16 protein-coding genes and 1 pseudogene are annotated in these 26,743 nt (G+C 55.4%); 11 read left to right on the forward strand and 6 right to left on the reverse strand.

The window, feature by feature from the left end:
• Positions 1–4: 4 nt before the first annotated feature.
• From AC0Z7K_RS00110 to AC0Z7K_RS00120, 3 genes are read left to right on the forward strand one after another with little or no spacing between them, the layout of a single operon-like run.
• The gene (locus AC0Z7K_RS00110) at positions 5–1,258 is read left to right on the forward strand and encodes a TolC family protein (RefSeq protein ID WP_485612217.1); all 1,254 of its coding nucleotides are present in this window, start codon (positions 5–7) and stop codon (positions 1,256–1,258) included.
• Positions 1,258–2,517, forward strand: a complete 1,260-nt coding sequence (locus AC0Z7K_RS00115) for an efflux RND transporter periplasmic adaptor subunit (RefSeq protein WP_485612218.1) — start codon at positions 1,258–1,260, stop codon at positions 2,515–2,517. Before AC0Z7K_RS00110 ends, AC0Z7K_RS00115 begins: the two co-directional genes overlap by 1 nt.
• Positions 2,514–5,654: an efflux RND transporter permease subunit gene (locus AC0Z7K_RS00120; protein ID WP_485612219.1), complete on the forward strand. Its 3,141-nt coding sequence runs from the start codon at positions 2,514–2,516 to the stop codon at positions 5,652–5,654. Before AC0Z7K_RS00115 ends, AC0Z7K_RS00120 begins: the two co-directional genes overlap by 4 nt.
• Before the next feature lie 640 nt (positions 5,655–6,294).
• Here AC0Z7K_RS00120 and AC0Z7K_RS00125 read toward each other — a convergent pair.
• The 3 genes from AC0Z7K_RS00125 to AC0Z7K_RS00135 all read right to left on the reverse strand — a co-directional run bounded on the left by AC0Z7K_RS00125 (position 6,295) and on the right by AC0Z7K_RS00135 (position 11,382).
• Positions 6,295–8,724: a DUF3772 domain-containing protein gene (locus AC0Z7K_RS00125; protein WP_485612220.1), complete on the reverse strand. Its 2,430-nt coding sequence runs from the start codon at positions 8,722–8,724 to the stop codon at positions 6,295–6,297.
• Between the two features lie 150 nt (positions 8,725–8,874).
• Entirely contained in the window at positions 8,875–9,693 is an 819-nt protein-coding gene (locus tag AC0Z7K_RS00130) for a hypothetical protein (RefSeq protein ID WP_413528723.1), read from the reverse strand.
• Between the two features lie 30 nt (positions 9,694–9,723).
• Positions 9,724–11,382 (reverse strand): multidrug ABC transporter permease/ATP-binding protein, encoded by a 1,659-nt coding sequence (locus AC0Z7K_RS00135; RefSeq protein WP_485612221.1) that lies wholly within the window; start codon positions 11,380–11,382, stop codon positions 9,724–9,726.
• 150 nt (positions 11,383–11,532) lie between these two features.
• Between AC0Z7K_RS00135 and AC0Z7K_RS00140 the strand changes: the two genes are divergently transcribed.
• Positions 11,533–12,819, forward strand: coding sequence for a DUF445 domain-containing protein (locus tag AC0Z7K_RS00140; protein WP_485612222.1), 1,287 nt, complete (start codon positions 11,533–11,535; stop codon positions 12,817–12,819).
• A 163-nt stretch (positions 12,820–12,982) separates the two neighbouring features.
• Here AC0Z7K_RS00140 and AC0Z7K_RS00145 read toward each other — a convergent pair whose 3' ends face one another.
• Positions 12,983–14,080: a glycerol dehydrogenase gene (locus tag AC0Z7K_RS00145; RefSeq protein ID WP_485612223.1), complete on the reverse strand. Its 1,098-nt coding sequence runs from the start codon at positions 14,078–14,080 to the stop codon at positions 12,983–12,985.
• Positions 14,081–14,471: 391 nt separating this feature from the next.
• Here AC0Z7K_RS00145 and AC0Z7K_RS00150 point away from each other — a divergent pair, with 391 nt between their 5' ends.
• A complete protein-coding gene (locus tag AC0Z7K_RS00150; protein ID WP_413528719.1) occupies positions 14,472–14,654 on the forward strand; it encodes a hypothetical protein in 183 nt (60 codons plus the stop codon).
• A gap of 118 nt (positions 14,655–14,772) precedes the next feature.
• Here AC0Z7K_RS00150 and AC0Z7K_RS00155 read toward each other — a convergent pair whose 3' ends face one another.
• Positions 14,773–16,428 carry a glucan biosynthesis protein D gene (locus AC0Z7K_RS00155; RefSeq protein WP_485612224.1) on the reverse strand — a complete coding sequence of 552 codons (1,656 nt, stop codon included), beginning with the start codon at positions 16,426–16,428 and terminating at the stop codon, positions 14,773–14,775.
• Positions 16,429–16,844: 416 nt separating this feature from the next.
• Here AC0Z7K_RS00155 and AC0Z7K_RS00160 point away from each other — a divergent pair, with 416 nt between their 5' ends.
• Complete coding sequence (locus AC0Z7K_RS00160; RefSeq protein ID WP_485612225.1) at positions 16,845–18,422, forward strand: CoA transferase; 1,578 nt, start codon at positions 16,845–16,847, stop codon at positions 18,420–18,422.
• Here AC0Z7K_RS00160 and AC0Z7K_RS00165 read toward each other — a convergent pair.
• Positions 18,320–19,090: pseudogene (locus AC0Z7K_RS00165) on the reverse strand (helix-turn-helix domain-containing protein); the annotation flags it as partial. The gene AC0Z7K_RS00160 and the pseudogene AC0Z7K_RS00165 overlap by 103 nt on opposite strands.
• Before the next feature lie 252 nt (positions 19,091–19,342).
• On the opposite strand from AC0Z7K_RS00165, the gene AC0Z7K_RS00170 reads away from it, so the two are divergent.
• The 5 genes from AC0Z7K_RS00170 (at position 19,343) to AC0Z7K_RS00190 (ending at position 26,680) form a co-directional block, all read left to right on the forward strand.
• Positions 19,343–21,181, forward strand: coding sequence for a DUF2264 domain-containing protein (locus AC0Z7K_RS00170; protein WP_485612226.1), 1,839 nt, complete (start codon positions 19,343–19,345; stop codon positions 21,179–21,181).
• Between the two features lie 41 nt (positions 21,182–21,222).
• On the forward strand, positions 21,223–22,509 hold the full coding sequence (locus AC0Z7K_RS00175; protein WP_485612227.1) for an oligosaccharide MFS transporter: 1,287 nt from the start codon (positions 21,223–21,225) through the stop codon (positions 22,507–22,509).
• 39 nt (positions 22,510–22,548) lie between these two features.
• Positions 22,549–23,739: a glycoside hydrolase family 88 protein gene (locus AC0Z7K_RS00180; protein WP_413528713.1), complete on the forward strand. Its 1,191-nt coding sequence runs from the start codon at positions 22,549–22,551 to the stop codon at positions 23,737–23,739.
• Between the two features lie 389 nt (positions 23,740–24,128).
• Complete coding sequence (rcsA, locus tag AC0Z7K_RS00185; RefSeq protein ID WP_413528712.1) at positions 24,129–24,743, forward strand: transcriptional regulator RcsA; 615 nt, start codon at positions 24,129–24,131, stop codon at positions 24,741–24,743.
• A gap of 239 nt (positions 24,744–24,982) precedes the next feature.
• Positions 24,983–26,680, forward strand: coding sequence for a methyl-accepting chemotaxis protein (locus AC0Z7K_RS00190; protein ID WP_485612228.1), 1,698 nt, complete (start codon positions 24,983–24,985; stop codon positions 26,678–26,680).
• Positions 26,681–26,743: the final 63 nt, after the last annotated feature.

The following is a 26,743-nucleotide window of genomic DNA, read 5'->3' on the forward strand; positions in this document are numbered from 1 at the left end:
CACCATGTTTATTTTACCGCGTCCCCCCCTGGTGACGTGGCAATGGCTGCTGGCTTTTATGCCCGTCAGCGCCATTGCCACACCGGTTTCTCTGCCGCAGGCGCTGGTCGCCGCGCAGGATTATTCCGCCGAGCTTTCTGCCAGCCGCCATCAGATTAATGCGCTGGATAACCGCGCCGATTCGGCCATGCAGTTGCCGGATCCGAAGCTGAAATTTGGTATCGAAAACCTGCCGGTCGGCGGCAACAACGACCGCCGTTTTACCCGCGAAGGCATGACCATGCAACGCATCGGCATCATGCAGGATTACGTCAGTAGCAGTAAGCGCGAGCGGAAAGCCGATACCTTGCGTGCTGAATCGCGGCAGGTGGCGGCTTCCACGCAAAGTATCCGTGCCCGTTTGCAAAGGGACGCCGCGCTGGCCTGGATGGCGCTGGCGATTGGCGAGCAGAACATTTTGCAAATCCGCAGGCTGGTGGATGAAAGCCAGCGGCAGATTGGCGTGCAACGCGGCGGGGTCAGCAGCGGCAGCGCACTGCCTGCCTCGGTGCTCGACGCGCGCCTGACGCTCATCGGCATGCAGGACAAACTCACCGAAGCGCAGCGCGACGTCCAGCTGGCGCGCACCCGCCTGAGCCAGCTGACGGGCATCGACAAGCCGGAAATCAACGGCGCTGTTCCGCCGGTCGGCGCGCTACCGGCGGAAGTTCAGCGGGCAGACAGCGTTGATCAGCATCCGGAAATCCTGCAGGCGCGGCGCGAGGCGGAAGTCGCACAATCGAAATCGTCGGAATCTGCGATTGCCGCACTGCCCGACGTCGGCGTTGAGGTGTATTACGCGCACCGTGCCGATGACTATGACGATATGGCGGGCGTGATGTTTACCGTCGATTTGCCGCTGTTTACCGCCTCCCGGCAGGACAAAGACCACGCCGCCGATCAATCGATGGCTATGGAAAGTAACGACCGGCTGGCGCAGCTGGTACGGGATCATCAGGCGCAGCTGACCACGCTTATCGCGCAGTATCAGGCGGCCAGCACCCTGTGGCAGCGGCAAAAAAATGACGTCGTGCCGTTGCAACAACAGCGCATCAGCGTGATTCAGGCGCAGTACAGCGCCGGAAAAAGCAGCCTGAATGATGTTCTCGATGCCCGCCGTAGCCTGCTCGACAGCCAGCTGGCAGAGCGCAATGCCGAACTTGAGGTTGCCCGCTACTGGGCAGCCCTGCGCTATCTCGCGCCACAGGAGAATCACTGATGACCTCTGCTAAAACTTACAGCCTGCTGGCCGTGGCCATCGCGGCTGCCCTCGCCGCCGGTTATCTTCTCGGGCGTCACAGCCAGCCCGCTGCGGCACATAGCGCCGACGCGCCCGCCGGACGCAAAGTGCTGTACTGGTATGACCCGATGACGCCGGATCAGCGCTTTGACAAGCCCGGTAAATCCCCGTTTATGGACATGGATCTGATGCCGCGTTACGCCGATGAAGTAACGGACGACGGCGGCGTGACGGTCAGCGCGCGCCAGCAGCAAAAGCTGGGAATGCGCAGCGAAGCCGTGCAACGCCGCGTAATCTCTGCGCCGCTGAACGTGTATGGCACGGTTACCGCCGACGAACGCAGCCTGCGCACCGTCGCCGCCCGCGCCAGCGGTCTGGTGGAAAAACTCTACGTCGCGGCCAGCCAGCAGCAGGTGAAGAAGGGTCAGAAACTGGCAACGCTGTGGATCCCCGACTGGACTGCCGCGCAGCAGGAATATCTGGCCGTACGTCAGCTCGGCGATCACGCCCTGAGCGCCGCCGCCCGTCAGCGGCTGGCGTTACAGTTTATGCCGGAAGACGTACTTAAACGCCTGGACAGCACCGGCCAACCGCAAACCCGTATCGACATTACCGCGCCGGAAGACGGTTACCTGAGCCTGCTGAGCGTGCGTGAAGGCGCGCAGGTCAGCGCCACCCAGCCGCTGTTCGAACTGACCAGCCTGAAACAGGTGTGGATCGTAATGGATTATCCGCCGTCGGCCGCCAGTCAGGTTCATGCGGGAAGTACCGTTACCGCCGGAACAGAAAGCCAGCCGGGGGATCTCTTTCATGGCACGGTCAGTGAACTGCTGCCGGATGTCGATCCGGTCAGCCGCACGCTGAAAGCCCGCGTGGTGATGGATAATCCGCAGCAAAAATTGCGCCCTGGCATGTATCTCACTCTCACGCTGGCCGCCGGGCAACAAGCACCGGTGCTGGCTATTGCGCAGGAAGCACTGATCCAAACCGGCAGCCGGAACACAGTGCTGCTCGACGACGGCAACGGGCATTTCACGCCGCAGGAGGTAAATATCGGCGCGACGCGCGATGGCTGGACGCAGATCCTTTCCGGCCTTGAAGAAGGCCAGAAAGTGGTGACCTCCGGACAGTTCCTGATCGACTCCGAAGCCAGCCTGCGCAGCGCGCTGCCTGCGGCTTCCGCTTCTGAGCCAGCCGCCTCCGGGCAAAACGTCCCTGCGCACGGAGGTCATTTATGATTGCTTTCGTGATCCGCTGGTCGCTGCGCAACCGGCTGCTGGTCTTACTGGCCGCGCTGATGATGGCCGTCTGGGGCATCTGGTCTTTGCAGAAAGCACCGCTCGATGCCCTGCCGGATTTGTCCGACGTGCAGGTGATCGTGCGCGTCAGTTATCCCGGTAAAGCACCGCAAATCATTGAAGATCAGGTGACTTATCCGCTCACCACCACGCTGCTCTCCGTTCCGGGCGCCAAAACCGTGCGCGGCTTTTCGATGTTTGGCGACGCTTATGTTTACGTGCTGTTCGACGACGGTACCGATCCTTACTGGGCGCGGTCGCGGGTACTGGAATACCTCAGTCAGGTGCAATCCACGCTACCGGCCGGTGCCAAAGCGTCGCTCGGGCCGGATGCCACCGGCGTCGGCTGGATTTACGAATACGTGTTAGTCGATAAAACCGGTAAACACAGTCTGGAACAGCTGCGCGCGTTGCAGGACTGGACGCTGCGCTATGATCTGAAAACCGTACCCAACGTATCGGAAGTCGCCAGCATTGGCGGCATGGTACGCCAGTATCAGGTGGTCGCCGATCCGCAGCGGATGCGCGCCCGTGGCGTCACCCATCAGCAGCTGGTGACAGCGTTGCAAAGCGCCAATCAGGAAAGCAGCGGCTCGCTGCTGGAGATGGGTGAAGCCGAATACATGGTGCGCACCTCCGGTTATCTGAAAAATCTTGAGGATTTTAACAACGTAGTGGTGACGGCCAGCGGCGGCATTCCGGTGCTGCTGTCTGACGTCGCCACCGTTCGCACCGGCCCCGAACTGCGGCGCGGCGTGGCGGAGCTGAACGGTGAAGGCGAAGTTGCCGGCGGCGTGATTGTGATGCGCTCGGGTAAGAACGCGCTGGAAACGCTGAAAGCGGTGAAACGGCGGCTGAATACCCTGGCGCGCACGCTTCCCGCCGGAGTGGAAATTGTGCCGGTCTACGACCGTCAGCCGCTGATCGAAAGCGCCATCGTGACGTTGTCACATAAACTGCTTGAAGAATTCGCGGTGGTCGCCGTGGTCTGCGCGCTGTTCCTGTTCCACTTCCGCTCGGCGCTGGTGGCGATCATCACCCTGCCGCTCGGCATTCTGGGCGCGTTCATCGTCATGCATTATCAGGGCGTCAGCGCCAACATTATGTCGCTGGGTGGTATTGCCATTGCCATCGGTGCGATGGTCGATGCGGCGATTGTGATGATCGAGAATATGCACAAAGTGCTCGAACAATGGCGGCACGACCATCCGGGGCAAAAGCCGACATCTGCCGATTACTGGCAGGTGTCGGAGCGCGCCGCTACGGAAGTCGGTCCGGCGCTGTTTTGCAGTTTGCTTATCATCACGCTGTCGTTTATTCCGGTGTTATCACTGGAGGCGCAGGAAGGCCGGATGTTCTCACCGCTGGCGTTCACCAAGACCTACGCGATGGCGGTTTCCGCCGGGCTTGGGATCACGCTGGTGCCGGTGCTGATGGGTTATTTCATTCGCGGTAAAATTCCTGATGAAAACGCCAGCCCAATCAACCGCTGGCTGATTGCAGCCTATCAGCCGGTGCTTTCAGCGGTGCTGAAATACCCGAAAACTACGCTGCTCTTCAGCGGTCTGTTCCTGCTGGTCTCGCTGTATCCGCTGGCAAAGCTCGGCAGCGAATTTATGCCTGCGCTCGACGAAGGGGATTTGCTGTATATGCCGTCCACGCTGCCGGGTATTTCCGCCCGCGAAGCCGCGCGCCTGTTACAGCAAACCGATCGTCTGATCAAAACCGTGCCTGAAGTCGCCAGCGTATTTGGTAAAGCCGGACGCGCTGACAGCGCCACCGATCCCGCGCCGCTCACCATGATTGAAACCACCATCCGCTTTAAACCGCGTGACCAGTGGCGGCCAGGCATGACACCGGACAAAATCATCACCGAGCTGGATAACGCGGTGAAGTTACCGGGTATTGCCAACGTCTGGGTGCCGCCGATCCGTAACCGGCTGGATATGCTGGCGACCGGTATCAAAAGCCCGGTCGGCATCAAGGTGAATGGCAATAACATTGCACAAATCCAGGCCGTGGCGCAGCAGATTGAGCACATCGTCAAAACCGTGCCGGGCGTCACCTCCGCGCTGGCGGAGCGACTTCAGGGCGGGCGCTATGTCGATATTGATATCAACCGGCGTGAGGCGGCACGTTACGGTGTCACGGTTGCCGAGTTGCAATCGTTAGTTTCCACTCTGGTGGGGGGTGAAAATATCGGAGAAACGCTGGAAGGCCGCGAGCGGTATCCCATTAATCTTCGATACCCGCTTGAGTTACGCGACAACGTGCAGGCGTTGCGGGATTTACCGGTGCTGACGGCCTCTGGCGCACAGGTGCCGCTCTCGGCGCTGGCGACGGTAAACGTCACCGACGGCCCCCCGATGCTCAAAAGCGAAAATGCCCGTTTGTCAGACTGGATTTATGTCGATCTGCGCGGCCGGGATTTGAAATCCGCCGTCGAAGAGATGCAGCTGGCGGTAAATCAGCAGGTGAAACTGCCGGAGGGCGTGACGGTGAGCTGGTCGGGGCAATTCGAATATCTGGAGCGCGCGACGGCTAAGCTTAAAATCGTTCTGCCATTTACGCTGGCGATCATTTTCGTGCTGCTGTACGTCACTTTCGGCCGCGTGCGGGACGCGTTGTTGATCATGGCGACGCTGCCCTTCGCACTCACCGGTGGTGTCTGGCTGCTGTATCTGCTCAGTTACAATCTGTCGGTCGCTGCCGCCGTAGGTTTTATCGCGCTGGCTGGCGTAGCGGCGGAATTCGGGGTGATTATGGTGCTGTATCTGAATCAGGCGGTGCAGCGCCAGCTGAAAGGCAAAACCGAACTGACGGAAGCTGAACTGTGCGACGCCATTCACCACGGCGCGGTGCTGCGCGTCAGGCCAAAAGCCATGACGGTGGCGACCATTATGGCCGGTTTATTGCCGATCATGTGGGGCGGCGGTACAGGTTCGGAAGTGATGCAGCGTATCGCCGCGCCGATGATCGGCGGGATGCTGAGTGCACCGCTGCTGTCGATGCTGGTAGTACCGGCGGTGTATTTGTTGATACATCGGCATCGGGGGGGTGCCGGCGGGCGGGGTTGAATCAACATCAAGACCTTGGGGTTGCCACCCAAACTGGCCTTAAGGTCAACACCGTGGGCGTCGTCCCACACCGACTTGGGGGGCGGCCTATCGCCGCCACCCCCCAAGACCCCCCAGGCTCTTTAAAACACGCGCTATCGCTGGGTCGATGGACATGTTCTGTAGCGCCCGCATGTGGCGCAAAACCCTGCCGCTGCGCGGTGCCTTCACTCGGTCTTCGAGCCATAGGTCTCGAAGCCGCTTCGTTCAGCAGGATTTTTTGATCGCGCCATCTCACCATTTTTGAAAACAAATATAGATTGAGCAAAGTGTTTGGTTTTTTGAAATGATCCGAGCGGGTGAAGTTGTGACCTACAAAGCCTGTGGCCGCTTTCAAAAATCACGCCGGAGGAAGAGGTGGAAAACCGCGCGGCTTTCTGCGCGGGTTGTAACCCGACCGGAGGGTACCGCGCAGCGGCGGGATTTTGCGGCAATAGGAGGAATTTCTGAAACAGAGCCGGGATGCATGGCACGTGTTTTAAAGAGCCGGAGATTCTTAAGAGGCGCGGCGATAGGCGCCTCTTAAGGCCGGTTTGGGCGGCAGCCCAAGGTGTTGACCTTAAGGCCGGTTTGGGCGGCAGCCCAAGGTTTTGAATTTAAACTACGATTCCTCCGCCGCCGCGGTAACCCGCGCTAGCGGCTGCTCCAGCACCATCGTCTGCGTCTGACTCAAACTGATCTCCGCAGCCCGCAACATCTTCAGAATTTCATACAACAAGTCACTGCGCGTTCCACCTACCATACGCGGGCTGTTTACGTAGCCGGTGACACTCAACACAATGCCGGTCGGGCCCAGCTCTTTAAAACTCACAGACGGTGGCGGATTTTCCAGAATAGATTCGTGCAGGTTGTAGGCTTCAAGTAACAGCGTGCGTACCTGTTCAGGATCGATGTCTAGCGGGAAGGTCAGCACGATGGTCGCCACGCCCTGCGCGTTACCCATGGTGGCGTTACGCACGTTCTGCGAAATCAGCTGCGAGTTCGGGACGATAACCGTGGATTTATCACTGAGCTGAATTTCCGTGGCGCGAACGTTGATCCGACGAATATCCCCTTCCACACCGCTGATGCTGATCAAATCCCCGACTTTCACCGGACGCTCGGTCAGCAGGATCAGGCCGGAGATGAAGTTCTTCACAATTTCCTGCAAGCCAAAACCGATACCGACCGATAAGGCGCTGACGATCCACGCCAGTTTATTCCACTCGATACCCAACGACGACAGCGTCAGCATGATGATCAGCACGTAACCCACGTTGGTGAACAGCGTCACCAGCGAGGCGCGCATGCCGCGATCCATCATGGTTTTTGGCAGGAAATCATTGTCCAGCCAGCGTTTGGCCGAACGCAGCACGTACCACCCAACCACCAGACAGAGCACGGCATTCACGGCGTGGGCCGGAATGATGTTCAGGCTTTCCAGGCCTTTACCGCCCCAAATGTCGACGATTTTACTCAACAATTCCAGCGGCGTGGTCGTCCCGAAAGTCCCGTTGAGCAGCGCGACGGCGGCCATCAGCAACAGTGCGGTTTTACCTATCGCCGAGAACAGCGTGGCAGCCAGCGACAGATGACGGTCGTTAACGCTCAGCGTGCCTTTAAGGATTTTGCCGCTGTGCGTGGTGTCGGAAAATACGCTTTCACACAAATCCACCCAGAAGTGGATCAGAAGATACAGGCTGCTGACTACCAGACCGATCCACAGCAGTTCGAAGGTCACGAAACGCGCCAGAGGAATGTAACCAATCAGCAGCGCGATAAGAATGACGAACGCAGTCAGGCTGATCAGCAGATGGATAAGCCCGGCGATCGTTGAACGTGCTTCCGTCTGCTCTCCTTCAGCACGCATTTTGCGGCGCATCCGGTTCACACGAACTGGCGCAATCAGACAGTTCAGTGCCACCAGCAACGCCGCTAAGCCGTTGCCAAACAAAGTGGCAGCAATGCTCGCCCCGACCAGATTATTCAGCTGTTCAATAATGCCGAACAGGAAAATAAAGGACGCCAGCAGGACGGGGAATAACCCCAGCGTTTTCGCCAGCGGATCGGCAATACCTGGCAAACGCCATGAAGGATGGCTGTTCGACAGCAACGCGATCCCCAGACCGGCGATCACCGCGGAGAAATAGGTCAGCTCGACCAGTTGTTCGGCAAACTCATTCACCCATTGTGAAGTATCAGGCAGACGCGTGAAGATGTAACAAAGCAGCTGCACGCTGATGCCCAGCGTAAAAGTGGTGCTCAGCGTGGTAAAACACGCGAGGAAACTGCGGCGAAAACGCCCGTGCGGCAACCAGCGCGGCAGGATCCAGTTCATCGGACGATCCAGCGTCTTGCGTCCGAAAAGGCCAATCACCAGTGCCAGCAGCAGATAAATACCGGTGCCCACCCGCCAGTCTTCGCTCCATGCCTGCGTCCAGGCGTCATGCACCTGTGAACCGAAATCATCGAAACGCGCGGCATCGTCATCATTAGGCGTAATCAGCGGTGACCAGAAATTACCGCCAAGAATGCTGCCGGTATTAAGTGCGATTTGGGTTTTCAGCGCATCACGGCGCATGCCGGAAATCTGGGAAGACAGGTTCCGCGCACCGGTCGCGATGCCTTTGGTTTGTTCGATCTGCGTGGTCAGGAGCGTCTTGCTGTTATTGAGCTTGTTTCGCTGGCTGACCACCTGAGGCGTTTCAGTCAGTGTGCCTGCCGCCGGAGCCGGACCGAGAACGTCCAGCTGCGCCTGCACTTCTTCGAGCTGCGGGGTCAGCGCCACGGCCAGTTTGTCAGCATCTTCGGCGAGCTTTTGCGCGGCGTCGTTCAGGCCGGTGAATTTCTTGTCGGTTTTGGCTGCCGAGACCTGTTGTTTCAGCTGATCCAGGCGTTTTTGCAGCGCAGGCAACGCCGTACTGGCGTTCACTTTGACCGGTTGAGCCGCCGCCGGTTGCCCGGTCGCTTCATCAGCCTGACTCAGCGCGGGGGTCATCATCAGACATGACAACAATGCCAGTAACAGCGGCATTCTTAACAATTTTTGCATAGAAAAAGGGTTCCGGAAGTTCGGGGGATTATTGTTTTTGACTCTGCGGCTAAGAATACCTGTTCTTAGTGGGAAAAGTAGTAGGGATTGTCTGTTTGTCAGCGTTGATAATTAAGCGGACAGCACGCAGGCGCGCACTGTCCGTGCGGATCAGTTCGGTTTACCCAACATTTGTCTTAAGATCGCGGCGGAATCGGCAGGCTGTAACGCCAGAATACCGGAATAGAGGCTGATGGAAATCTCGCACACTTTCTCACGATCAACATCCGGCTTAGTCAGGTCGCTGAACATCTGCAACTGGTCGCCGTACATGTTTCCGAGCGCCTGACGCACCGGCGCCATCATCAGGATGACTTTTTCGGTACTGACGGCGGCAGGGAACTCTTTCTGATCCGGGCCGGTCGCCAGCAGTAAATCATTCATGGTGCTGAGATCTTTACGGAATAACGCCGGCGGCAGCACTTCTGCCGTGTTCACCCCGCCGCTGACCTGCGGATAAAGAAACTTGAAGCAGGTGCCGTCTTTGCGCGCCAGCAGGGTTTGCATCTCTTCGAGATTGACCTGCATGGCCGCATTCACAGCGGCATCCGGCGCATGAGCAATGCGTTTCGACAGCAGTTCGGACACCATCGGTTTTACCGTATCAATGGCTTCCTGCTGCGGTTTGCCGTCTTTTTTCATGGTCAGAATGTGGCTGCGGATCTGCGTATACAGCGCCGGTTCCTGCGCTTTGATGGTGCCGTACAGCGGCAGTTCAGCGAGTGCCTGATCGATTTTCTGCTCTTCACTTTCCCCCATAACGCGCGGTTTGATCACTGCACCCCACAGAATATTGCCGCCGATGATGAGCACTAAAAACAGGATAATACCGGGCAGGCGACCTATTTTTCCTTTTTTGTGTAAAAGGCTGATCAACGATCCCAGTACCACACCGCTGATGCCCCACACCATCACTTCATTCCAGTTCATGACTTTTCCTTTATGTCGAAAAAACGGCGCTTAAAGGCCGATTTGTGCGACTGCATCACGGCTGGCGTCAGCGCGATCCTGCCCGTGCAGCTCTTTAAGTTTGCCCTGTCGCATTTCCAGAAGACGATCGGCGTGTTCAAAATAGTGATCATCGTGGCTGATTGCCAGTACGGTTTTGCCCATATCGCGCAACTGAGGTAACAGTTCGCGGTAGAACGTACGGCGGAACTGCGGATCCTGATCGGCGGCCCATTCATCGAGCAACAGGAAATCACGCCCTTCTGCCGCTGCCAGCAACAGCGCAACACGTTTACGCTGCCCGGCGGAGAGTTGCAGATTGGTCACTTCGCTGCCGCTGAACTGGAGTTTTTCTTTCATTTTCAGGCGTTGCAACCAGTCTTCGACCAGCAGCGGATCCGGCGTCTGCCCCTGCGGGCCCATCAGCTGGCCGAACAGGTGGAAATCGGTGAACACCGCTGAGAAAATCTGGCGATATTGTTCGACGTTCTGCGCCGTGACCGGCACGCCGTCGAGCAGAATTTGCCCGGAACGCGGCTGATAGAGGCCAGTTAGCAGCATCGCCATGGTCGATTTTCCACTGCCGTTGCCGCCTATCAGGAATACCAGTTCACCACGAGTAATGGTCAGATTGAGCGGGCCGACGCCAAAACCGGCGCTTTCTTCTTTGCCTTCATAGCTGAAGACCAGATCGCGCAGCTCCAGCGACTGCCAGCGCGCAGGCGCTAACGGCGGCGTAAACGCTTCGTCGTACTCCGCCAGCTTCAGGGCTTTCAGTTTACCGAATGCCACCTGAGCGCTGAGCAGCGTCGGCAGTGCGCCCACCGCCTGCAACATCGGCGTACGCAGGAACAGCAGCGTCAGGGAATAGGTTGCAGCGACGTCGGTATTCGACCAGCCGAGCGTATTGGCCATAAAGAATACCAGGCCTATCGCGCCCAACATCATGATATTCGACCAGTTTACGGCACTCAGGTGGAAGGTATCGGCGCGGATAATGTGATGGCGATACTCTTCGGCGTCTTTACGATAGACATCATCAAACAGGTGGCGGGCGCGCTCGCGGTTCAGCGCCAGCTCTTTGCGCCCTTCGATCACCTTCTGGTAATCGGTTTGCAGTTTGTCTTCCGCATCGCGCACTTTCGCCAGATGGCTGTAAACGTGCGAGACCAGTTTGAAGCCGCCGACAATGGTGATGATCAGCCAGACGACTGTCACCAGCAGCATTTCCGGCGACAGCCACGCGAGATACGCCGCACAGCCGATGGTCAGGATAATCCCCTGCACCAGCTCCGGCAGACGCACAAATGCCAGTGTGATGTTACGGATATCGCTGCCGAGACTGGCAAGCAGTTGCGCATTGCCGATCTGCTCAATGCGCTCAATATCGGTATCTAAAATACGTTTGATGAACTGCCCGCGCAGGCGGTAGATGAAGTGATGTCCGAGAATGGTCAGGGCAAGCTGGGAGCCGAGCGTCACCGCCATCAGCAACAAAAGTAATCCGAGAAACTCCGGTAAGACCATCAGTGAAGCGTTCGTGGTTTCAATCAGTTTAAGATTGATAAAAGCGATCAGGCCAATGCCCAGTACGGCGCTGAGCAGGCTCAGCAACATGACGCCTAAAAAAGGCCAGCGATACTGCTTAAAAACGACGCGTAACAACTCCATGAAATGCTCTCATTATAAATGCCGGAAAACGGATTGCAGGCAGTTTAATGAGACCTTGTGTCATATCAAGAATAATTCTCATTTTATCAACTTACTGCCACATCCGGAAAAAAAGCTGACAGCCCGCTTTTCGCTTCCTACACTGGGGCAATGGATAAAGAACAAGAACTTCGCCGAAGTAAACGTAACGCACTGGGGCTGCTGCTGATTGCTGCGGCCCTGTTTGTCATCACCCTCTTTTTACCGCCGAACTTCTGGGTTTCCGGGCTGAAAGCCATTTCCGAAGCCGCAATGGTCGGCGCCATGGCCGACTGGTTCGCCGTTGTGGCGCTGTTTCGCCGTGTGCCGGTGCCGTTTGTCTCAGCACATACGGCGATCATCCCCAGAAATAAAGACAAAATCGCCGACAATCTGGCGGTCTTCGTGCAGGAAAAATTCCTCGCGCCCGCGACCCTGATTAATCTGATACGCCAGCATGACCCGGCGCAGATGCTCACCGACTGGCTGAATGCGCCGGACAACGCGCAGCGTTTCGCCAAATATGCGGTGAAGATGATCCGTGGCTTTCTGGATGTTACCGATGACCAGCGCATCGCACAGCTCATTCGCCGCGCGATATATCGTGTGATCGACAAAATCGACCTCTCGGCCTCCATTGCCACGCTGCTGGAAAGCCTGACCAAAAATGGCCGCCATCAGGAACTGCTGGATCAGGCAATGGATCAGCTGGAGATTTTGCTGGCCAAAGACAGTACACGGGCGTTTATTTCTGCGCAGATCGTAGGCTGGATGAAACGCGAACATCCGCTGACGGCCAAACTTCTGCCGACCGGCTGGCTGGGGCGCAACGGCGCGGATATGGTCTCTAATGCGGTGAATTCGGTGCTCGACGATATGGGTAACGATAAAACCCACGCCTTCCGCAAAGGGTTTGATCGCTCGGTTGAGAGCTTTATCTGGAAACTGCAAAACGATCCGGCGACCGCGCAGAAAGCCGAGGAAATTAAACAATATCTGAAAGATGATGAGAAGCTGAACGCCTACGTACTGCAACTGTGGGGCGATATGCGCAACTGGCTGAAAGAGGATTTAGAAAGTGAGGATTCGCGGGTGTTGGCCAAAGTCACCGAGTCCGGCCAGTGGCTGGGTAACGCGCTGGCGCAGGATGAAAAACTGCGATCATCGCTGAATCTGCAAATGGAAACCATCGCCGGGAAAGTCGCGCCGGACTTCGCCGCATTCCTCACCCGCCACATCAGTGATACGGTTAAAGGCTGGGATCCGCGCGATATGTCACGCCAGATTGAGCTGAACATCGGCAAGGATTTACAGTTTATCCGCATTAACGGCACGCTGGTCGGTGCATTTATCGGGCTGGTGCTGTATCTGCTCTCGCAGCTGCCGGTGGTATTGCCATGGGTGATGGCAAGATTTTAGACATTGAAGTCACACATAGCGTGTCCGCTGCGGTGAAAACAGGCAGACCGTAAAGACGCCGTGAAATCATCCCTGATGGCTCGAACCGCGCCATCCATGGCGCGGACGCTTTACTCTTCTGCCTGTCTTCACTTTCGGGGTGAGTTTTTAAAAGCCCGTAAATCTACTTCACAGACTTACTGAACGCATCCACGGCCAGAATCGCATTGGCGACGTCTTCCGGTGACAGGTTGTGATTGAGGTTGCCAAGCGTATCGCCATCCCCGCCAGCCAGCGCCCCCACTTTCACCAGATTGGCGAAAGATTCGTTTTCCAGATGCATTTCTTTCAGCGTGGTCGGCATTTTGATCGCGCGGTAGAAACGCACGTACTTCGCGATTTCGTCATCCGGACGCTGTTCGAGCACCATCTGCGTCAGCGTGCCATAAGCGACTTTTTCACCGTGCGTCAGGTGATGAATATCACCGGAAATCGCCGTAAATCCGTTGTGGATCGCATGCGCGCCAGCCAGACCGGCGTTTTCAAAGCCCAGACCCGACAGCAGCGTGTTGGCCTCGACGACCGCTTCCACCGCAGGCGTGACCAGCTTTTGCTCGACAGCGGTATAGGCGCTGTAGCCATAAGTCAGCAGCGTTTTTTCACAGGCTTCGGCAATCGCCATGCCGGCAATGGTCGGGTCACCGCCCACCATTGAGTGTGAATGGGAACGTAATACCGCCTGCGCCTCGACAAAGGTCGCCAGGCCGTCAGCGATACCGGAGGCGAACAGACGTACCGGAGCCTGCGCGCAGACGTGGGTATCGACCAGCACCAGATCCGGGTTTTTATTGTAGAAACGGTAGGAGTCGAACACACCTTCATCAGTGTAAATGACCGAGAGCGCACTGCATGGCGCATCGGTGGAGGCGACGGTCGGGACGATCACCACGTTTTGTTTGAGCTCATCGGCGATGGCTTTTACGGTATCAAGGGTTTTACCGCCCCCGAGACCGACCACCACCTGCGTACCGGCATCACGCGCAATGCCGGCAAGGCGGGTAATTTCGCTGGCAGAGGCTTCACCGTTAAAACGCTCGTAATGGAATTCGACCTGCTCTTTTTTCAGTGACGCCTTGACGCGCTCGCCGATAATGCCCCAGACCACGTCATCAGCAATCAGGAAAGATTTGCCGCCAAGCGCTGGCAGATATCTTCCTAACTCATCCAGCACACCACTTCCCTGAACGTATTTTCCTGGCGAAGAAAAGATAAATTTACTCATGATAAAAACCTCTTTTCGTAGACAATGTTGATGTGAATGACTCTTCCGAGAGTACCGCAGCCCGCGCGCCGCGCCCACCCTTTTAATTCACATTAACAGCATGACTCGCAAAGAAAATTTATCTGTTATCAGGATGATTTATGCCGCTGCTCAGAATAGCCAACTGATGAATTAATCACCAAAAAGGACTATTCGAATTTGCAACCAATATGACTTACTTTGTTAGGTTTTAACTATCAAATGCATAAACACCACCCACTTTCACTTATCAATCTTTCCCGTAGAATGCACTTCATTGGCAGCACGTCGTAAGCAAGGGTAAGTCGTTTCAAGTCAGCCAGCTTGCTGTTAGCCACACCTTTATTAACTTCTGAAATGAATGAGGAACAGCATGTATAACTTTCAGCGTTACAACGCCAAAGAACTGGCCCTGGCCTATATGAGCAGCAAACCACACGATTTCTCGCCACACGAATTCTTGCAACAACTGAAAGAAGTCGAAAAGTCTTTCGACGCGGCGCTGAGAAATCCTCAGCAACAACCGCAAACAGGCATGCTGGTTAAGGCGTTCTGATTGCCGTCTTCGCCTTAGTCAGTGCAGTGCTCTTGTTTTACCCAAAGACAAGAAGGTAGAAAGCAAAAAAGCCCCGAGCGAATCGGGGCTTTTTTGTTTTTGTCGAACTCAATACGCCTTAGCGCATTTGTCGGTCATCAATATACTTTCTGTTTTCCGGCGCTGGCGGGAAATACTGATATAGCCAGGTTTCAGACAGCGCGGTCTGACCGGAGCGCAGGAACATGCGCAGCTCAACCGGCGCGACAGAATCGCTGTCCGGATACCAGTCGAACAGGATCCGATAACCGTCAAACGGCTGCACGTATAAGATTTCGATATTCTGAATTTTACCGTGCGAAACGTTAATCACCGGCTCAATACCTTTGTCGGCAAAGGCTTTCAGCTCACCGCCCACAAAATCTATGGCAAAACGACGCGCCCAGACCGCCGGATAGTTTTCACCCGGTGCCCAGCCTTCGGGGAATCCGCCCATACCGGTTCGGGTTGCCAGTACGTTCGCCAGCGGGCTGCGGTGCGGCGGCGTACCACTCCAGAACAGTTTATAGCTGAAACTGAACTCGGCTCCGGCTTTGACCGGTGTTTCCGGTTGCCAGAAGCACACGACGTTATCGAGCGTTTCGCCAGTGGTCGGGATTTCCATCAGGTTAACAGCGCCCTTCCCCCAGTCACCCACCGGCTCAACCCACAGGCTTGGACGCTTGTTGTACCAGCCAATCACGTCCTGATAATTGTTGAACTCGTGATCGAGTTGCAGCAGACCGAACCCTTTCGGGCTGTTATCGGCGAAGGCATTAAATTGCAGACGCTTCGGGTTATTTAGCGGACGACAGATCCATTCACCGTTGCCGGTCCACATTTGCAGGCGGTCAGAGTCATGGATTTGCGGATGAATGGTGTCACAGCGACCGCGCTCGCTGGTGCCGCAGCTGAACATGCTGGTCATTGGCGAGATACCCAGCTGTTTGATGTCTTCACGAGCATGAAGATGGTTTTCAATTTCCATCACCACGCGGGTAGGTTCGCAGTGGATCACGAATTTATAGGCACCGGTGATACTCGGGCCATCCAGCAGTGCATACACGGTGAAGGTGGTGTCGCCCGGTTTCGGCGTATCGAACCAGAATGCAGTGAAATCCGGGAACTCTTCTGGCTGATCGGTAAAGGTATCCACCGCCACGCCGCGCGCCGAAAGACCGTACTGATAAGTATCGTCCACCGCACGGAAATAACTGGCCCCCAGGAAAGACACTACGTCGCGACGCGTCAGTTCAGGCGCTTTGTTCACCTTAAAACCGGCAAAGCCGAGGTTGGAAAAACCTTCAAGCTGTTGGGTATCTACGCCCGCATCGTGATAGTTGAAAAGTTCAGGGCGAAAATGGATTTCGCGCGACAGATGCTTCACCGGATCGACAGAATACATGCGCACACGGCGTTTGAAACCCATACCCACGTGGAACAGCTCGACGTCCAGCTGCCGGTCCTGAAGACCGTTCCACAGCGAATGGGCGTGATCGTACTGAATGGCGTTGTACGCCTGCGGCGTCAGCTCGGCCAGCGTTTTAGGTAAAGGAAGCGGCGCACCGCCGTAAGGTTTGTCTGCTAAGTCCTTCGCCATCTTTTGCAGGGCGTTGAAATCAAACGGCAGTTCGCCACCGTCAGCCACATTCGCCTCTGCCGCCTCAGCGGAACGGGTGAACAGTGTGGACATAGCCGGCACACCGCACCAGGCGGCAAATGCCATTGATGCTTGAATAAATGCTCTTCGTTCCATGCCAGAATCGTTTCCTGTACTGGGCAAAAAATCTGGGGACATCGCCTCAGGGCGCCGCCCCCGCGGTGTTCGAAAATTTCGACCCTAAGGCTAACGTAAAATTCACACGCCGAGTATAAGAAATTGAATGCATTCAGCTAATATTTTGCTTGTAAAAGTAAGCGCATCACACAGCGCTCAGCCCCCGTGCGTCAGGGGCTGAGCGTATTTTCAGAAACGCTGGTTTAAAGCATCTCATGTGCGCTGTTTTGGTGCGGAGAAAGCGGGTGTTTTAGGAGCATTCTGTGGTGGGCACCGGGATCTACCGCTTAATTCTTAACTACTCACTCCCTTATTTGGCGCACACTGCTCAAAATGTTATAAATTTGTAAATGCAAATCTCTCAAAACAGTTGCCCCGCACTCAGGAGTTCCAGCATGTCCAGTGAGATCATCCGGGAAAAGACCCGCGAACTTTACGCACAGCTGACCGGTGTGCAGTCCCTGCCCGCCGCACTGGCTGTCACCGGCGATGGAAGTCTGCCGTCTTACTATCCGGTGACGCCACTGGTCTCTGCTTCGGTCGCGGTGGCAGCACAGGCGTTATCGCATTTACTGTCCCTTCGCGACGGCAGCACGGATGCCGTAACCGTTGACCGGCGGCTGGCGTCGTTGTGGTGTAAGAGCAGCCTGAAACCTGATGGCTGGGCGCTTCCTCCTGCGTGGGACAGTCTGGCGGGGGACTACGCCACCGCCGACGGATGGATCCGTTTGCACACCAACGCGCCAGCGCATCGCAAAGTGGTGGAAACGGTGCTGGGTAAAACGAACAACCGCGAGGAGCTGGAGCCGCGGGTGGCGAAGTGGAAGAAAGCGGAGCTGGAACAGGCTGTGGTACAGGCCGGAGGTTGTGCGGCGCAGATGTTTAGCACAGAGGAATGGCAACAGCATGTACAAGGAAAATCTGTGGGAATTGAGCCGTTGTTTCAGCGTTCCCTTTCCCTACCCGCCGCTTCGCCAAAGTGGGCATTAGATCGCGAGCGGCCGCTGGCGGGCGTTCGCATTCTGGATCTCACACGAATTATCGCCGGTCCGGTCGCCACACGTTTTCTGGCCGGGCTGGGCGCGGATGTGCTGCGGATCGATCCCTTTGGTTGGGACGAACCGGGTCAGGAGGCGGACGTCACGCTGGGTAAACACTGCGCACGGCTGAATCTGCATAATCCGCAGGACAGACATCGCTTTGAAGCGTTGCTGCGTGAGGCCGACGTGATTGTTCACGGTTACCGCGCCGGGGCGCTGCACAAACTCGGCTACGGCAGCGAGCAGCGGCGTACGCTGTCGCCTGGTCTGGTGGATGTTTGTCTGAACGCATACGGCTGGAACGGCCCGTGGCGCGAACGTCGCGGGTTCGACAGTCTGGTGCAAATGAGCTGCGGAATTGCGGCTCACGGTATGCGGGAATCGGGCAGAGATAAACCGGTGCCACTGCCGGTTCAGGCACTGGACCACATTACAGGATACCTGATGGCGGCGGCGGTGATTAAGGGGCTGGCGCAGCGCGTTGAAACGCATCAGGGCAGTGAAACGCGGTTATCGCTGGCGCGGACAGCGCGTGAACTGACGGCGTTCGATGTGGATGATGCTGCGCAGCAACCGCTGATTGACGCAGCACGTGCAGATGACTTTTCGCCGCAACCTGAGCACACCGTCTGGGGCGCAGGCTGGCGGTTGCTTTCCCCTGTTTCGCTCACCGGAACCTTATGGCGCTGGAGTCTGCCAGCGTCTCCGCTCGGCTCTTCCCCGGCCAGCTGGCAGAAAGTGTATTTATCTCACTGCAACAACGAAAACGCCGCTTTGCGATATTGCAGCGGCGTTTTTCCTATCATCTTTTTGAAACGGGTGATGAAGTACGGCGCGTCGGCGAATCCGCATTGCAGACCGATGCTTTCGACCGACTGGTCGGTTGTTCGCAGCAGTTCGCAGGCACGTTTCACCCGACGGGTGGCGAGATAATCCTGAATCGATCCTCCGGTTTCCTGGCTGAACACCCGCGAAATGTAACTTTCTGACAGCCCCACCGCCGCCGAAAGATTGACCATCGCAAACTTCTGCTGGTAATTTTCTTCGATCCACTGCATCACTTTTGACGCCGTGGTACGGCTGATGGTTTTCGGCGTGTCCTCCTGCGCAGGCATAAACGCCATCAGCTGTAATACCAGCATGGCGATCTCTTCCCACTGATGCGTCTGCTGCTCGGAAAGCTGATTGAACTGCTCGAGGATGATTTCAATGTGCGGAGCGAATTCACAGAGGTCAAAAATATGCGCGGTACGATCCGCATCCCATAACCGCGCGAAACGGGCGCGGCGCTGCGGGAAAGATTGCAGGCAGCCGTCGAGTAACTGATGGTCGAGATGAATAGTGGTGCGCTCGTAGGCATTGTTGCCGCCCGCTTCGACAAATACTTTATGCAGCTTAAACGGCGGAAAGACAAACAGCCTGCCCGGCCTCAGCGTGTATTGCTGATTATCGACGATCACGATGCCATAGCCCCGGCTGACAAACAGCAATTCCAGACACTGATGCCAGTGGAAATAATTCGCGCTGCCACGGCTCATGCGGTTAAAAGAAACCTGACGTTCATTAAGGGCAATACGTTCCAGATAATCTGATACCGGCATTCGTTCATTCCTTTCATCGATATTGCGGATGACAACAAAACACAATTTTCGGTCTGCTTTTTATAATTTAAGCCGTTTTGCCGCCAAATCCGTCATGGCAATTTAAAAATTCGCATGATTCTGTGAGCCCCGTAACAATCAGCATTTTCCATTTCTCTATATTTCAATCGCGACACAGAGAATTGAAATAATATTTCAAATAATAAAAAACCTTAATCACCGGTCCCTTACCTACTCACCGGGAGAGTTTTTATGACGCAAAATAAAGTGAATACCGATAATCCGCTGCGTACCCGCGATGACGTACAACATCTGTTGAATGACCTGCTCTCGGCGGTGTCGCCTTATACCAAAAAAGGTGAAAGCGGCATCGACCTTGGTAATTCCACCACTCACTACGGCAAAGAGATTGCCAAAATGGAAGCGCTGTCGCGCATGTTGTGGGGAATTTTCCCGCTGCTGGCCGGCGGCGGTGAATGCGCCGACCTGCCGTTCTATCTCGATGCTATCCGTTACGGTACTGATCCCAAACATCCGCAGTATTGGGGAAAAATCCGCGATTTCGATCAGCGCTGCGTCGAAATGGCCGCATTTGGCGTCGGGCTGGCGCTACTGGATAAGCGTTTGTTGCAGCATTTTACGCCGCAGGAACAGCAAAATCTGGCGCAATGGCTGAATCAGGGGCGTGATGCAGTGATCCCAAATAACAACTGGAACTTCTTCCCGATTATGGTGCAGATGGGCTTTAAAAAGTCTGGTTTGCCGTGGGACAGCGAGGCTGTCGCCGCCCGTTTCGAGCTGATGGAAACCTATTATCTGGGCGATGGCTGGTACTCTGACGGTCCGGGTCGTCCGCGCGATTACTATATTTCGATGGCCTTCCACTATTACGGCTTGCTGTACGCACAAAATATGGCGGATGTGGATGCGCCACGCGCAGAACTGCTGCGCGGGCGTGCTCAGTTGTTTGCCCATGACTTCATCACCCTGTTCTCCGCAGGCGGTGCGGCAGTGCCGTTTGGCCGCAGCCTGACCTATCGCTTTGCCGAAGCGGCTTTCTGGAGTGCGGCGGCTTACAGCCAGCTCGAGGTATTTACGCCGGGCGTCATCAAAGGGCTCATCCTGCGTCATCTGCGCCACTGGCTGAAACAGCCGATTTTCGACCGTGACGGTGTGCTCAGCATTGGCTATCACACGCCGAATCTGGTGATGGCTGAAGACTATAACGCGCCTGGCTCACCTTACTGGGCGTGCAAACTGTTCCTGATCCTCGCGCTGCCTCAGGAGAATGCTTTCTGGCAGGCGGAGGAATCGCCGCTGCCAGAACTTCCGCGTACGCACTGCATTCCTCACGCGAATCAGATCCTGATGCGCGACGACGAAAGTCAGCACGTGGTGATGCTTACCTCCGGGCAGCTGGAGCTGAATAACTTCGTCAACACCGAAGCCAAATACACCAAATTTGCCTATTCCAGCCAGTTCGGTTTCACGATCGATCGCGGCCGTTACGGACTGAATCACGCCGGGTGCGACTCGATGCTTATGCTGTCCGAAGGTGACGGGTATTTCCGCGGGCGTCGTGGTTGTGAGGAAACACGCATTGATGCATCAATGATTTATTCCCGCTGGCTGCCGTGGCATGACGTTTCAGTGCGCACCTGGCTGGTTCCGTGCGGCGACTGGCATCTGCGTATTCACCACCTGGAAAACCAGCGTCCTCTCGATACCGCCGAAGGTGGCTTTGCGGTGATCCAGGATCACACAACGAAAACTGAAATTTCTGCGGATCAGCAGGCGATTACAGTGACCGCGCACAACGGCATCAGCCGGATAGTCAGCGCAGATGACAGGACAACGCGCGAGGCCGCCAAGGTCGTGACGCCACCAAACAGCAGCATGATGTTTGCTGAAACGGCCGTCATTCCGCAGCTCAAAGCGTCTTACCCTGCGGGCTCGCACTGGCTGGTCAGCGCGGTATGCGCCTCGGCAAGTCAGGACATCAGCACGCTTGCCGTGCCGGAAATCACCCGAGAGGGCGATCGGTTGCACTGGCAATATCAGGGGCAGAGCGGGCTGGTTTCTCTGGTCTGACATTCTTCAGTAAATAACGGCAGGTCGTTTCAGGAGTCACTATGAAAGCCATAAAAACAGCCAGTAAATCGGCTTACTATAAAATGAGTAGCTTTATATTCCTGTATTTCTTCACATGGTCTTCAAGCTTCGGGCTCTACGCCCTGTGGCTCGGGCAAAAGGCCGGTCTGGACAGCATCAGCATCGGTACCGTCTTTGCCATCAACGGCGTTTTCGCGGTGATCATGAAGCCGGTCTACGGCTACATTATGGACAAGATCGGCATGAGCAAATCCCTGCTCTATTTTGTCGTGCTTGTATCCGCGCTGATGGCGCCGTTCTTTATCTTTGTTTATCAGCCGCTGCTTGAAAGCCATCTGACGGTCGGCATTATCGTCGGCGCATTGTATCTCAGCCTCGGCTGGTACGCGGGTGTCGCCGCGTCCGAGTCCTACGCCGATCGCTTCAGCCGTCTGTATCACATGGAATTCGGGCAGGTCCGTATGTGGGGATCGCTCGGCTGGGCGCTGGCCGCGTCATTCTCCGGCGTGCTGTTTAACCTCTCTCCGGCGTGGAACTTCGGCCTGAGCAGCGCAACGTCGCTGGTCATGCTGGGCGTGCTTCTCTCGCTGAAAATAGGCAGTGAAGAGCTGAAAAATAACGATGTGATCGCACAACAGAAAATCGTGTTCAGTGATGTGATCCTGCTGCTAAAAAACCGCAAATTCTGGATGTTCTCGCTGTACGTTGCCGGCGTTGCCTGGATGATGTTTGTGGCCGAACAGCAATTCTCTCGCTACTTCGTCACCTTCTTTGAGACCAAAGAACAAGGCAATGCGTGGTACGGCTATCTGAGCACCGTGCAGTCTGGTTTTGAATTCCTGATGATGATGGCGATCCCGTTCCTGGTGAACTATTTTGGCGCCAAAAAAGGCCTGCTGATGGTCGGCGCGTTGGTGGGCATTCGCCTGATTGCCTCCGGACTGACTAACGACCCGCTGCTTATCTCCATCATAAAACCTTTTTACGGGCTGGAGATTTCACTGCTGCTGATTTCGGTCTTCAAATATATCGCCGAGCATTTCAGCAAACGCGTCAATGCCACCATGTATCTGCTGGGCTATCAGGCGATGATTTATGTCGGTTCGATTGTAATAGCTCCGCCTGCCGGTTACCTGTATCAGCGCATCGGGTTTGAACACACCTATCTGATTATGGGCGGCATCGCGTTGTTCTTCACACTGGTATCAGCCTTTACGTTATCCGCATGCCAGAGCCGCCGCGACGGCACCCCGGCCCCGGTAAAATCACCGGATGATCTGACCGAACTGACGCCAGCCAAACACTGAAGCATCGAATTTCTGAATGAAAAGAAAAAGGGAGAAAGTATGACGATGAACATCGCGAAAGAAAATTTATTGCCGGTCGAACTGAATCAGTTAGACAGGATCGCCTTTGCAGAAAAAATGCAGCGGGCGCGCCAGACGGTACTGAGCAAAATTTCACGCAATCTGGAAAAATTTGGTGACAAGTTCCCGGCAGAAACCTGCGAAAACGGCCACTATAAATTGACCGACAACGTCGAGTGGACTACCAGCTTCTGGACCGGTCAGCTTTGGCTGGCGTGGGAGATGACTGGCGACGATCGCTATCGTCAGGCAGCGGAAAAACAGGTGACGTCATTTGGTAATCGGATCGCCAACCGCATTGATACCGCGACGCACGATCTGGGCTTCCTTTACAGTTTATCCTGCGTCAGCGCGTATAAACTGACCGGTAACCGTCAGGCACGCGGCTTCGCGCTGCTGGCCGCTGAAGCCCTGATGGAACGCTTCAACAGCAAAGCTAAAATCATTCAGGCATGGGGCGATTTGCAGGATCCGGAACAGGCCGGGCGAATGATCATTGACTGCAATATGAACCTCCCGCTGCTGTACTGGGCGAGTGAGCAGACCGGCGAACCACGCTTCGCCGAGGCCGCACGCGCACATGCTGAACAGGCAGCGAAATATATCGTTCGCCCGGACGCCTCGACGTACCACACGTATTACATGGATACCGTGACCGGCGAACCGCGTTTCGGCAATACGCATCAGGGTTACGCAGATGACTCCTGCTGGTCGCGCGGACAGGCGTGGGGAATTTACGGATTCCTGCTCAGCTATCGCTACACTGGCGATGACAGTCAGGTCGAGCTCTCGCGGCGGCTGGCACATTACTTCCTCAATCGTTTACCCGAAGACGACGTGTGCCACTGGGATTTAGCCCTGCTCGGCACCGATGCCGTGCGCGACAGTTCGGCCGCGGCGATTGCTGTCTGCGGACTGCTGGATCTGGCCACTACCCTGCCCGCCACCGATGATAAGCGTGCCTGTTATGAAGAAATGGCGCTGCGCATCATGGATTCACTGACCGACAATTATCTCGCCCGTGATGAAGAAGATTGTGACGGATTGCTTAAGCATTCGGTCTATCACATGGCGAGTGGTAAAGGCGTGGACGAATGCTGCAGCTGGGGCGACTATTTTTACGTCGAAGCCCTGGTACGCCTGACGCAGTGCTGGCAGTCGTACTGGTAAGTTTTGTGGACGCGGTGCCCAGCATCGCGTCCTGTTAACTTGCCGTTTACAATGCGTGAATTGTTTTGAAGCATTTTGCGGCTCTTCATATGATTGCTAAGTATTCCCAGACGTTATAATTACACCGCTGCTCATAAGTATTCCTGCTATGTCCTTACATCCTTTAGGATTAGTCTTAATTACCCCGCATCTTTGTTCAGTCACAAAGTAAATCCTGACATAAACCAAATTAATCTAATTCGCTAACTGTCTTTAAACGCTAAAAAAAACTTTGAAACGGCGGTTTTTTCATGAGAAAAAGAGTGCCAGCACATACTGTGTGCTTTTAAGATTTTTTACGTTCGAATCCAATCATTATGCCGAACAAGGACGTCCTGTGAGGACTCACTATGCAAACGATAATCTTGGATCCCTGCCGTTTTACCCGCATTGGATTGCAGCAATTTCTCGCCCACGACCAGGACATCAGTTACGTCAGCCACTTTGATCAGTTACATCAAAGTTGCAGTAAGCTGAATCCGTCAGTGGTGTTCATTAATGAAGATTGCATGCAACCCCATGCGGACAGTAAATCTCGCCTGCGAGCGCTGATTACTGAATATTCCGACACGCTTTTTTTTATATTTATGTCCAGCACACGTATTCATTTTGAAGAATACGTTTTCGTTCGCAAGAACGTGATTATCACCTCGAAATCCATTAAGGCTGAAACCCTCAAACAACTGCTGAATCATCCGCGACTACCGCAGGCGCAGAACCCCGCCAGCAGCGGCGTACTGGATATTCGCCCCGTGATGCTGAGCCGGTCTGAATCGGCGATGCTGAGAATGTGGATGTCGGGCGATGGCACCATTGAAATCTCGGATAAGTTGCAGATAAAAACCAAAACGGTGTCGTCATATAAAGGAAATATAAAGCGGAAAATCAAATCACCGAATAAACATATTATTTATCATGTCGTTCGTTTATGTGATCAACTTACCGACGGAATTTATGTCAGATAGTCTTCGCCCTTTTGCTGCTATTCCCACAGGCTGTGCATTTGCATAGCCTGTAGAAGGCTACACAAAGTTACGAAATGAGATCCGCGTCGCAAATATAAACTCAATCTCCGCGCTGATTTGCCGATGTCCTTATATGGCGTGTTTTCGTCACGACAGGACTTGCCCGCAGGCAGACCCTATATCGCTGTCACTCACCGACTCTCTACCGCCGGTGAACAGGATTAACAGAGCGGAAAAAAATGGATACTCCTTTAAATTTAAATACCAGAACCTCTTTTATCAGCAATATTCGCCTCATCACTCTGATCAGCCAGATTTTGGTGGGGATCCTGTTTCTGTTTGCCGTTTCCATCGGCACCTCCAGCTTCTTCCTCAAACAAAGTAATGCGGCATTATCCAATGCCACGCAGGAGCTGCAAATCCGTCTGGCGCTGTCGAACAGTTCCAACCACCTGCGCACGGCACGTTTGCTATTGATTCAGGCGGCTGCGGCTGCGCGCGTCGGCGACCAGGACGTCTTCAAAAAGAACCTGACCGACGCCGCCAGCCGTCTTAAACAATCGCAGGCGGCATTTGATACTTACATCAACCGTCCGGGCAAAAATGCCACCGATTTGGCGCTCGATGAACCGCTGAAAAAATCCTACCAGGCCTATATGACGTCAGGCATGGTGCCGATGATGGAATCTGCGCAGCAGGCACATTTTGAGGAAGTGATTTCTCAGGAAGCAGAAACCGTACGCGAACTGGATCTGGCCAACAATATTCCGCTGTTGGCTGCGATTGCTTACCGCACTGAAACTGCCAATAAAATCAATGATAAAGCACAGCGTAATGCCACGCTGGGTTATGCCCTGATGGGTGGGGCTTTCCTTATGGCACTGGTGCTGACTTTCATCACCTATCTGGTGATGCGTAAAGTGATCATCAATCCGCTGAACCGTCTGGTGGTACGTATCCAGAAGATAGCCGAAGGCGATTTGACACAACCCGCGCAGAACAACGGACGCAATGAAATAGGCGTGCTGAGCAGCAACGTCGATCACATGCAGCATTCTCTGGCCAGCACCGTGCTGACCGTGCGCGAAGGCGCGGTGTCTATTTATCAGGGGTCGACCGAAATAGCCTCCGGCAACACCGACCTTTCCTCCCGCACCGAGCAACAGGCTGCCGCGCTGGAAGAAACCGCCGCCAGCATGGAGCAACTCACCGCTACCGTGAAACAGAACTCAGAGAACGCACATCACGCCAGTAAACTGGCCGCAGCGGCATCGAATAAAGCACAGAAAGGCGGAGAAATTGTCGCCAACGTGGTCAGCACCATGGAAAATATTTCCCGCAGCTCAACCAAAATTGCCGAAATCACCAACGTGATCAACAGCATTGCCTTCCAGACCAACATTCTGGCGCTGAATGCTGCGGTAGAAGCGGCGCGCGCCGGTGAGCAAGGTCGCGGTTTTGCGGTGGTCGCCAGCGAAGTACGTAATCTGGCACAACGCAGCGCCCAGGCTGCGAAAGAGATCGAATCACTGATCGAAGAATCGGTGGATTTTGTTGGCGAAGGCAGCATTCTGGTCGGCGATGCGGGCACTACAATGTCTGAAATTGTGACGGCAGTCAGCCACGTCACCGACATTATGGGCGAAATCGCCTCGGCATCCGATGAGCAAAGCCGGGGGATCAGTCAGGTTAGCCTGGCGGTGTCAGAAATGGATGGCGTCACGCAGCAGAACGCCTCGCTGGTGCAGGAAGCCTCTGCCGCTGCGGCATCACTGGAAGAACAGGCTGCGCGCCTGACGCAGGCGGTGGCGGTGTTTAAGATTGATGCTGCACAGCGTCCGTCAGTGCATCACACTTCCACCGCACGTGCCCTGCCGGGAACGACACTGCGTTCAGGCAAAGGGGTCAGCGCAGAGGCGAACTGGGAAACCTTCTGATTTTTAACGGCACTGTGCTTTACTGAACGTCAAAAAAAACACCGGCAGCAATGGCTCCGGTGT

The sequence above is a fragment of the Rahnella sp. 1L-D-7-B-C2 genome, from assembly GCF_057290995.1.